Origin of the sequence: Streptomyces physcomitrii (genome assembly GCF_012273655.1) — a bacterium.
Lineage (GTDB): Bacteria > Actinomycetota > Actinomycetes > Streptomycetales > Streptomycetaceae > Streptomyces > Streptomyces physcomitrii.
Map to the genome: position 1 here is coordinate 63,017 of NZ_JAAWWP010000026.1, position 9,963 is coordinate 72,979.

Consider the following 9,963-nt stretch of genomic DNA (forward strand, 5'->3'; position numbering starts at 1 on the left):
GGGAAGGATGCACCCCGTGAACCGAGCGGACGACCCCGCGAGCCAGGTCGTGGTGGAGATCGGCGGCCGGGCGGGCGGCGACGCGCACACCGTGTTCTGCGCGCTGCGCACCGCCTACACCTCCGACCGGGAGGCCGATGACGAGCCCCAGGGGTCCGCGGACGGGCGCACCACCGTGTGGACGGCCACCTTCGACGTCTCCGAGGTCCACGAGCGGCCCGCACCGGCCCGCCTCGGCGCGGCGGTGACGGCCACCGTCCAGGGCGGCTACGCGGCCGTCGAGAGCCTGCGGTCCACGCTGGCCTCGGCCTTCGCGGTCCGCGTGGTCGGCACCGCGGCCGGTGACCAGGAGAAGGAAGTCCAGCTGGAACTGGAGAGCCACGCATGAGCCGGACCACCCCGCTGATGGGCACCGAGAGCAGGCCGGGCAACCGTTCCCGGGTGATCCTGTACGTCAACGGCGTCCGCCGCGAACTGGACCTCGACCACCGCACCACCCTCCTCGACGTGCTCCGCGAGCACCTGGACCTGACCGGCTCCAAGAAGGGCTGCGACCACGGCCAGTGCGGCGCCTGCACGGTCCTGCTGGACGGGGTGCGGGTCAACAGCTGCCTGGCGCTGGCCGTCGCGCACCAGGGCGCCCGGGTCACCACCGTCGAGGGCCTCGCGGACGGCGAGCGGCTGCACCCCCTCCAGGAGGCCTTCGCCGAGCGCGACGCCCTCCAGTGCGGCTACTGCACACCCGGCCAGATCTGCTCCGCGCTCGGCATGCTCGACGAGGCGCGGCGCGGCCACCCCTCGCACGTCACCCCGCCCGCCGAGGCCGCCCGCACCGCCGGGACGCTCAGCCCGGAGGAGATCCGCGAGCGGATGAGCGGCAACCTCTGCCGCTGCGGCGCCTACCCGCGCATCGTCGAGGCCGTCGAGTCCGTCGCCCAGAGCGCCGGACTCCCGGGCGCCGCCGAGCAGTTCAGGACCGTCGGGGAACCGGAGGACGCCGCGTGAAACCCTTCGCCTACGTCAAGGCCGCCACCCCCGACGAGGCCGTCCGCGCCTGCGCCGGGCACCCTGGCGCCCGCTATCTCGCGGGCGGTACCAACCTCGTCGACCTGATGAAGCTCGGCGTGGAGACCCCCGAGTTCCTGGTCGACGTCAGCGGGCTCCAGCTCGACGTGGTCGAGGAGCTGCCGGACGGCTCGCTGACCGTCGGCGCGACGGTACGCAACAGCGAACTGGCCGCGCACCCGGCGGTGATCGACCGCTATCCGGTGCTCTCCCAGGCCCTGCTCTCCGGCGCCTCCGGCCAGCTGCGCAACGCCGCCACCACCGCGGGCAACCTCCTCCAGCGCACCCGCTGCCCCTACTTCCAGGACCCCGGCAAGCCCTGCAACAAGCGCCTGCCGGGCTCCGGTTGCCCCGCGATCGACGGCGCCCACCGGGAGCTGGCCGTCCTCGGGTACTCGGCGCACTGCGTGGCCACCAACCCCTCCGACATGGCGGTGGCGCTCGCCGCCCTGGACGCCGCGGTCCAGCTGCACGGACCCGAGGGCGACCGGACGGTGCCGGTCACCGAGTTCCACCGGCTGCCCGGCGACAGCCCCGAGCGGGACACCGTGATCCGGCCCGGCGAACTGATCACCGCCGTGCGGCTGCCGCCCGCGAGCCCCGCCGCGCTCTCGCACTACCGCAAGGCCCGCGAGCGCGCCTCGTACGCCTTCGCGCTGGTCTCCACCGCCACCGTCCTGGAGGTGCGCAACGGGGTCGTGCACCACGCCGCCCTCGCCTTCGGCGGGCTCGCGCCCCGGCCCTGGCGCGCGCACGCCGCCGAGGAGGTGCTGCTCGGCGCGCCCGCCACCCGGGAGACCTTCACCGCGGCGGTCGACGCCGAACTGGCCGCCGCGCGCCCGCTGCGCGACAACGGCTTCAAGGTGACCCTGGCCCGCAACCTCGCCGTGGACGAACTCACCGCGCTCGCCGCCCGCGAGCGCTGAGCGCCACCGGCCCGGCCGTACCGCCGCCGGACCCCCACGACCCGCCGCCGCAAGGCCGCTACCGAAGGACCGCCATGAGCCCCACACCGCACGCCCTCGGCGAGCCGGTCGTCCGCCACGAGGCCCGGCTGAAGGTCACCGGAGCCGCCCGCTACGCCGCCGAGCACACCCCACCCGGCTGCGCCTACGCCTGGCCGGTGCCCGCCGGTGTCGCCCGCGGCCGGGTCGTCTCGGTGGACACCGCGGACGCCCTGGACATCCCCGGCGTCCTGACCGTGCTCACCCCGCACAACGCGCCCCGCCTCGCACCCGCGGACGACCCCGTCCTCGCGGTGCTCCAGGACGACCGGGTGCCGCACCGCGGCTGGTACGTCGCCCTGGTCGTCGCCGACACCCTGGAGGCGGCCCGGGAGGGAGCCGCCGCCGTGCACCTCGACTACGACATCGAGGCGCACGAGGTGGTCCTCGACGCCGGGCACACCGCGCTCTACGTCCCCGAGGAGGTCAACGGCGGCTTCCCGGCGGTGCGCGAGCGCGGGGACTTCCGCTCCGGATTCGCCGAGGCGCCGGTGCGCCTGGACGCCTCGTACCGGGTCGGCCCGCTGCACAACCACCCCATGGAGCCGCACGCCTGCACCGCCGAGTGGCGCGAGGGGCGGCTACGGGTGCACTACTCCAGCCAGGGCGCCACCCTGGCCGGGCAGACCGCCGCCGCGCTCTTCGGCCTCGAACCGGAGCAGGTGACCGTGGTCTCCGAGCACGTCGGCGGCGGCTTCGGGTCCAAGGGCACGCCCCGGCCCGAGCTGGTCCTCGCGGTGATGGCCGCCCGGGAGACCGGCCGCCCGGTCAAACTCGCCCTGCCCCGCCGCCAGTTGCCCGCGGTGGTCGGCCACCGGGCGCCCACCCTTCACCGGGTCCGGCTCGGCGCCGATGCCGACGCCTCGCTCACCGCCGTCGGCCACGAGATCGCCACCCACACCTCCACGCTCAAGGAGTTCGTGGAGCAGGCCGCCGTCCCCGCCCGGATCATGTACGCCTCCCCGCACAGCAGCACCGTGCACCGGGTGGCCCCGCTCGACGTACCGAGCCCCTCCTGGATGCGGGCCCCCGGCGAGGCGCCCGGCATGTACGCGCTGGAGTCGGCGATGGACGAAGTCGCCCAGCTCCTCGGCGTGGACCCGATCGAGCTGCGGCTGCGCAACGAGCCCGCGGAGGAACCCGACAGCGGCCGCCCGTTCAGCAGCAGGCACCTCGCCGACTGCCTGCGCGAGGGCGCCGAGCGCTTCGGCTGGGAGCGGCGCGACCCCCGGCCCGGCACCACCCGCGAGGGCGCGCTGCTGCTCGGCACCGGGGTGGCCGCCGCCACCTACCCCGTCTATCTGAGCCCCTCCCACGCCGAGGCGCACGCGAGCCCGGAGGGCGGCTACCGGGTGCGGATCAACGCGACCGACATCGGCACCGGCGCCCGTACCGTGCTCGCCCAGATCGCCGCCGCGGCGCTGGAGACCCGGGTGGAGAACGTCGAGGTGGAGATCGGCCGCAGCGATCTGCCCAGTGCCTCGCTGGCCGGCGGCTCCTCGGGCACCGGCTCCTGGGGCTGGGCGGTGCACAAGGCCTGTGAGGCACTGCGCGCCCGGTTCGCCGAACTCGGCGGCCGGATCCCGGCCGAGGGCGTCACCGTCACCGCCGACACCGAGCAGGAGACGCGCCGCGGGTCCGCCTACTCCCGGCACGCCTTCGGGGCGCACTTCGCGGAGGTCCAAGTGGACACGGTCACCGGGGAGGTCCGGGTGCGCCGCCTGCTCGGGGTATACGCGGCCGGGCGCATCCTCAACTCCCGTACCGCGCGCTCCCAGTTCACCGGTGGTATGACCATGGGGCTCGGTATGGCGCTGACCGAGCACAGCGGCATGGACCCCCTCTTCGGCGACTTCACCGAGAGTGATCTCGCCTCGTACCACGTGCCGGTGCACGCGGACGTCCCGGCGATCGAGGTGCACTGGATCGAGGAGGAGGACCCGCACCTCAACCCGATGGGCAGCAAGGGCATCGGGGAGATCGGCATCGTCGGCACCGCCGCGGCCGTCGCCAACGCGGTCTGCCACGCCACCGGCGCGCGGATCCGCGACCTGCCCCTGACCCCGGACAAGGTGCTCGCCCGGCTGGGCTGAGCGGACCCGGCCGCCTCGGGGCTGCCCCTGAACCCGAGAGTAGGTTAGGTTAACCTAACCAAACTGGCTTCAGGGGAGGAGAACGACGTGGGGCACGGTTGGGAGGGCGCTGTCCTCAAGCTGTTCCGGGGCAAGGACTTCGTGTTCACGGTCACCGGCAGCGAGCAGGTGACCGGGAACTTCCTGCGGCTGCACTTCACCGACGGCGGCATGCTCCGCCAGACCGGAGTGCACCCCACGATGTGGGTACGGCTCTGGTTCCGCAACGAGGGCAAGCCGCACCAGCGCGCCTACACCCTGGTCGACCCGGACCCCGAACAGGGCACCTTCAGCATGGAGTTCGCCCAGCACGAGGGCACCGCCGTGCGCTGGGCGCGCGCCGCGAAGGAGGGCGACACCATCGAGGCCACCCTCCAGGGCACCGGCTTCGAGGCGCCGGACCCCGCGCCCGCCCGGATCTTCGTCATCGGCGACCCCGCCTCGCTGCCCGCCATCAACTCCCTGCTCACCGCGCTCGACGGGACCCCGGCCACCATCTGGTTCGAGACCTCCCACGACGGCGACCGCGAACTGCCCTTCCGCGTCGACCCCGTTCAGCACGAGCTGCACCACGTGGCCCGCGAGAACGACGGCCGCCACCTCGTCGACACCGTCAAGTCCGCGCTCCCGGCGCTGATGTCGGACCCCGCCGAGGCCTACGTCTGGATCGCCTGCGACACCGCCACCACCCGCGCCCTCAGCAGCTGGGCGCGCAAGGAACTGGGCGTGCCCAAGCAGCGGGTCAACTCCCTGGGGTACTGGCGGGCCACCTGAGGGGTGTCTTCAACGCCCGCACCGGGGCGCGGCGTTCCTCCCCCACGGAGGAACGCCGCGCGTCCCGGAGCGTGGCGGCCGCCGGGGTGCGCACCGCCCCGCGGCCGGGCCCGGGCTCCGGGGCTCAGGGGGCGAGGGCGCCGAGGCCGGTGACGTCCAGGAACTTGTCCGGCGAGCCGCTGCCCGGGTCGGTCACCGCCCCCTCCTCGGCCGCCGCGACCACCGCTTCGGTCGCCTCCTCGGCGGTGGCCTCCGGGTGCGCCTCCAGATACAGGGCGAGGGCGCCCGCCGCGTGCGGTGAGGCCATCGACGTACCGCTCATGGTGGCGCTGCCGCTGTCCGAGGAGTACCCGGCGGAGGTGATGTTGCCGCCGGGGGCGAAGAGGTCCAGGCAGCTGCCGTAGTTGGAGAAGCCGGACCTGCCGCCGCCCTCGTCGGTGGAGCCCAGGGTCAGCGCCTCGGGGGTGTCGCCGGGGGAGGTGCCGCAGGCGTCGGTGCCCGCGTTCCCGGCGGCGACGGCGGCCGGGATGCCCGCGGCCACCGCGCGCCGGGTCGCCTCGCGCAGGCCCTCGGGGTCGGCGCCCTCGCCGCCGGAGGTCAGGCTCATATTGATCACCGCGGGCTGCTTCGCGTTCTTGATCACCCAGTCGATGCCCGCGATGGTGGCCGCGTCCGGCCCGTTGCCCGTGCAGTCCAGTACGCGCACGGCCACCAGGTCCGCCTCCTTGGCGACCCCGTACTCCTTGCCGCCGACGGTGCCCGAGACATGGGTGCCGTGGCCGTTGCAGTCGCTCGCGTCCTCGTCCTCGTCGATGAAGTCGTACCCGGAGGAGGCCCGGCCCTCGAAGGTCCGGTGCGAGAAGCGGGCGCCGGTGTCGATGACGTACGCGGTCACGCCCTTGCCGGTGCCCGGGTAGGCGTACGCCTCGTCCGCGCTGCCGTCCACCGCGTCCAGGCCCCAGGACGGCGGGTTCGGCTGGCTGCCGCCCTCGGCGGTGTGCACCAGGACGGACTGCTGGACGTAGCGGACCTCGGGATCGGCGGCGAGCGCCCGGGCCTCGGCGGCGGACATCCGCGCGGAGAAGCCGCGCAGCGCCGCGCTGTAGACGTGTTCGCGGGTGCCGCCGTAGCGGGCGAGCAGCGCCGAGGCCTGCGCCGAGACCCGGCTCTCGGCCGCGGGGGCGAGCGAGGTGCCGCCCTTCAGCGCGACGATGTAGCGGCCCGCGAGCGTGCCCGGGGCCCCTTCGTTCACTACGGTGCCCTGCTGGGCCTGGGCGCTGCCGCCGCTGAGCGCGAGGGCCGCGGTGGCGGCGAGCGCGGTGGCGCAGGCGGTGAGCCAGTGCCGGCTTGGGTGGTGGGTCATCCTCGGCCTTCCGTCGCGGTGGGTGGGGCCACGCGTGGTGGTCCCACCCACGATCGGCCCGGTCACCGCCCCGAACAATCCGTGGTGCGCTACGTACCGCTGCCCGAGTCGTCCCCCGAACGGGCCGTCCGCGGTGGGCGGTTGAGCCCTGGCTCCTCTCCTGCCCTGTCTTCCTCTCGGCTCGTGCGAGGTCCCGTTCGGGGACGCGGGCCCGTTTTGGCCATTCGGCGCCCGGCACCGCCGGGGCCCTGCGCCCTCTCTTGCCGGAGCGGGCCATGACAAGTACGTTCAAACGTCAACCGGCGTGCACCCGCGGTGACCACCGCGCCGCGGCCCCCCCCACGCACCGTCCGGCAGGGAGTCGCACCATGACCATGTCCGTCTTCCGGCCTGCGGGCGCCCCCGTTCTGGTGGGCAGGGCCGAGGAGTTGGCCGCCCTCGCGGGCGCCCTGGACCGGACACCCTCGGTCACCTTCGTCGAGGGCGAGCCGGGCATCGGCAAGACCCGGCTGATCCGCGAGGCCCTGGAACGGCCCGCCCGCCGCGGCCGCCGCGTCCTCACCGCCACCTGCCTCCCGCTGCGCGAACCCTTCCCGTACGGACCCGTCTTCGACCTGCTGCGGCAGCTCGCGGGCCGGGTGCCGGGCGCGCTGAACCCGGTCTGCGGGGCGCTGCGCCCCTATCTGCCCGAGCTCGGCGAGAGCCTGCCGCCCGCCCCGGAGCCGCTCCAGGACCACCGGGCGCGCCAGCACCGGCTGTTCCGCGCGGTACGGGCGCTGCTCGACGCCCTCGGCGACGCGGTCCTGGTCGTCGAGGACCTGCACTGGGCCGACGACGGCACCCGCGACCTGCTCCGCTTCCTGGTGGACGAGCCCCCGGCGGGCACCGCCACCGTGCTCAGCTACCGCCGCGAGGACCTGCCCGGCGGCGGCCTCCCGCTCGGCCGCGCCTTCCGGCACGCCCCCGGCACCACGGTCGTCCTGCTGCCGCTGCTGCCCCTGGACGTCGCGGCGGTGCGCAGCCTCACCGAGGCCATCACCGAGGGCGGCGGAGTCCCGGCCGCCCTCGCCGCCGAACTGCACGCGCGCACCGCCGGCATCCCCTTCGTCCTGGAGGAGGTGGTCCGCGCCCTCGACGGGCCCGGGCTGCTCGGCCGGGGCACCGACCGGCAGTCCCTGGACGCCATGGCGGTACCGGCGCTGCTCCGGGACGCCATGGCCGACCGGATGCGCGGACTCGGCCCGGCCGCCGTCGCCGTGGTCCACGCCGCGGCCGCCCTGCGGGTACCGGCGGGCGAGGAGCTGCTCGCCGCCACCGTGGGCGGCGAGGACGGCGAGGTGGAGGGCGGGCTGCGCGAGGCCCTGCTCGCCGGAGTCCTCTACGACCTGGGCGACCACCGCTACGGCTTCCGCCACACCCTCGCCCAGCAGGCGGTCTACGAGGCACTGCCCGGCGTCGACCGGCGCCGCCTGCACCGCGGGATCCTCACCGTCCTGAGCGCCGCCGAGCGCCCGCCGACCGTCCAACTCGCCTACCACGCGCGGCAGTCCGGCGACCTCAAGGCCTGGCTCGACTACGGCGGGGCCGCCGCGCGGGGCGCCCGCGACATGGGCGACACCGCCACCGCCGTGGAACTCCTCGAAGGGCTCCTCTCCGACCCCCGGCTGCACCCCGGCGACCGGGCCGGGCTCGCCACCGAGCTGAGCCGGGCCGCCGTCATCGGCCTCGCCCACCGCCGCGCCACCGCCCTGCTGCGCCGCGTCATCCGCGACGGCGGCCTGCCGGACGCGGTACGCGGCGAGATCCGCCTCAACCTCGGCCTGCTCCTCAACAACCAGGCCGGCGCCTACGAGGCCGGCCGCCGCGACACCGAGACCGCCGTCGGCGAACTCCACGAACGACCCGCCCTCGCCGCCCGCGGCATGGCCGCCCTGGCGATGCCCAGCTGGGGCGAGGACTCCTACGCCGTCCACCACGACTGGATCACCCGCGCCGAGCGGCTGGTCGCGGACGAACCGGACGGCGCCCTGCGGCTGGCCGTCCGGGTCAACCACCTGGCGCTGCGCCTGAGCAGGGGCGAGCACGCCGTCCTCGCCGAGGCCGAGACAGAGCTCGCCACCGGACGCGGCACCGCCGAGCGGCTCCAACTCGCCCGTCTCTGCGGCAACTTGGCGGAGGCGGCCACCTGGCTCGGGCACTTCTCGCGGGCCGAGCGCTTCCGCGGACAGGGCATGCGCCTCGCCGAGGAGTGCGGGGCGCCCTTCCTGCTGGGCATCATCGACGGCACGGCGCTGCGGCTCGCCTGGCACACCGGCCGCTGGGAGGGACTCGCCGAACGCGCCCGCCACCTCCTGGACATGGTGGAGGGGGTCTCCGGGATCGCCGCCGACGCCCATCTCGTCCTCGGCCTGCTCGCCGTCGCCCGCGGTGAATGGGAGGAGGCCACCGCCGAGTTGGGCGCCGCCGCCCTCGACGACCCGGCCAACGCCCCCGCCCCGATCCTCGCCGCGGCCTCGGGCGCCATGGCACGGGTGCACCTGGCGCGCGGCGCGCTCGCCGAGGCCTGCGCGGAGTCCGGGCGGGCACTGGAACGCCTCGGCCGCAAGGACATCTGGGCCTGGGGCGCCGCCCTGGTCCCGATGGCGGTGGCCGCCCTGGTCCGGGACGGCCGGCACGCCAGGGCCCACGCGGTGTGCGCCGAGTTCGCCGAGGGGATCGCCGCGGCGGACGCCCCCCAGGCCACCGCCGCGCTGCGGGCCGCCGAGGGCACCGTGGCCACCGCCACCGGGCGGCACCTGGCGGCCGCCGCCCACTTCGAGGCGGCGGGGGAGCTGTACGCCGCCCTGCCCCACCCCTATGCCGCGGACCGGGCCGCCGAGGCCCGGGTGCGCTGCCTGGTGGCCGCCGGGCAGACCGGGGCCGCCCCCGAACTCGCCGCGCTGGCCGACCGGTTCACCGCGCTCGGCGCCACCCGGGACGCGGCGCGCTGCCGCCGGGTGCTGCGGGGCTGCGGCGTCGTCACCCCCTCGCGCCGCGGACGCCGCGGCTACGGCAGCGAACTCTCCCCGCGCGAGGCGGAGGTGGCGCGCCTGGTCGCCCTCGGGCGGACTAACCGGGAGATCGCCGCGGTGCTCTTCCTCTCCCCACGCACCGTCGAACAGCACGTGGCCAAGGTGCTCCGCAAGCTGGGCGCCGCCTCCCGCGAGGAGGTCCCCGCACCCTCCACCGGGGCCTGAACCCCCTTTGATACGTGGCCCGTTGGCCGGGGCGGAGATTAATACGTACCCGTACCTGCCGCACCACGGATTGTTCCGCCCGGCCCCGGCGGCGAGAGTCTTCGGTGTCACCGCGCACCGTCCGCCCCAGACGGCGCACCGGTGACGGCCCCGTCCCGCCCCGGCCTCCACCCGGGGGCGGGACACACGGCGCACCGGCCGTGGACCCAGGCGGGATCCGCCGCCGGGTCCGCGCCGGGGCGGACGTCTGCCTCCGGGCAGCCGAAGCCACCACCCCCCACAGCCGCGCGCCCCGGGAGCCGGCCGGACTGCACCCCGGCCGGTACCGGAGGACGCGCGGCGGCACGAGGCGGGGCCCGGACGTCCTGTCCGGGCCCCGCCTCGTCGTC

General features: G+C 75.7%; 7 protein-coding genes. 6 read left to right on the forward strand and 1 reads right to left on the reverse strand.

Features of this window, described 5'->3' with window-relative positions; genetic code table 11:
• The first annotated feature begins 7 nt into the window (after positions 1 to 7).
• The 5 genes from HFV08_RS28425 (at position 8) to HFV08_RS28445 (ending at position 4,975) form a co-directional block, all read left to right on the forward strand.
• Complete coding sequence (locus HFV08_RS28425; protein ID WP_168543318.1) at positions 8 to 388, forward strand: hypothetical protein; 381 nt, start codon at positions 8 to 10, stop codon at positions 386 to 388.
• Positions 385 to 1,005 carry a 2Fe-2S iron-sulfur cluster-binding protein gene (locus HFV08_RS28430; protein WP_168543319.1) on the forward strand — a complete coding sequence of 207 codons (621 nt, stop codon included), beginning with the start codon at positions 385 to 387 and terminating at the stop codon, positions 1,003 to 1,005. Before HFV08_RS28425 ends, HFV08_RS28430 begins: the two co-directional genes overlap by 4 nt.
• On the forward strand, positions 1,002 to 1,991 hold the full coding sequence (locus HFV08_RS28435) for an FAD binding domain-containing protein (protein ID WP_168543320.1): 990 nt from the start codon (positions 1,002 to 1,004) through the stop codon (positions 1,989 to 1,991). Before HFV08_RS28430 ends, HFV08_RS28435 begins: the two co-directional genes overlap by 4 nt.
• A gap of 74 nt (positions 1,992 to 2,065) precedes the next feature.
• Positions 2,066 to 4,162, forward strand: coding sequence for a xanthine dehydrogenase family protein molybdopterin-binding subunit (locus HFV08_RS28440; protein WP_168543321.1), 2,097 nt, complete (start codon positions 2,066 to 2,068; stop codon positions 4,160 to 4,162).
• 87 nt (positions 4,163 to 4,249) lie between these two features.
• Positions 4,250 to 4,975: a siderophore-interacting protein gene (locus HFV08_RS28445; protein ID WP_168543322.1), complete on the forward strand. Its 726-nt coding sequence runs from the start codon at positions 4,250 to 4,252 to the stop codon at positions 4,973 to 4,975.
• 124 nt (positions 4,976 to 5,099) lie between these two features.
• Here HFV08_RS28445 and HFV08_RS28450 read toward each other — a convergent pair whose 3' ends face one another.
• The gene (locus HFV08_RS28450) at positions 5,100 to 6,338 is read right to left on the reverse strand and encodes a S8 family peptidase (protein ID WP_168543323.1); all 1,239 of its coding nucleotides are present in this window, start codon (positions 6,336 to 6,338) and stop codon (positions 5,100 to 5,102) included.
• 368 nt (positions 6,339 to 6,706) lie between these two features.
• Between HFV08_RS28450 and HFV08_RS28455 the strand changes: the two genes are divergently transcribed.
• Complete coding sequence (locus tag HFV08_RS28455; RefSeq protein WP_168543324.1) at positions 6,707 to 9,574, forward strand: ATP-binding protein; 2,868 nt, start codon at positions 6,707 to 6,709, stop codon at positions 9,572 to 9,574.
• The last annotated feature ends 389 nt before the right edge of the window (positions 9,575 to 9,963 follow it).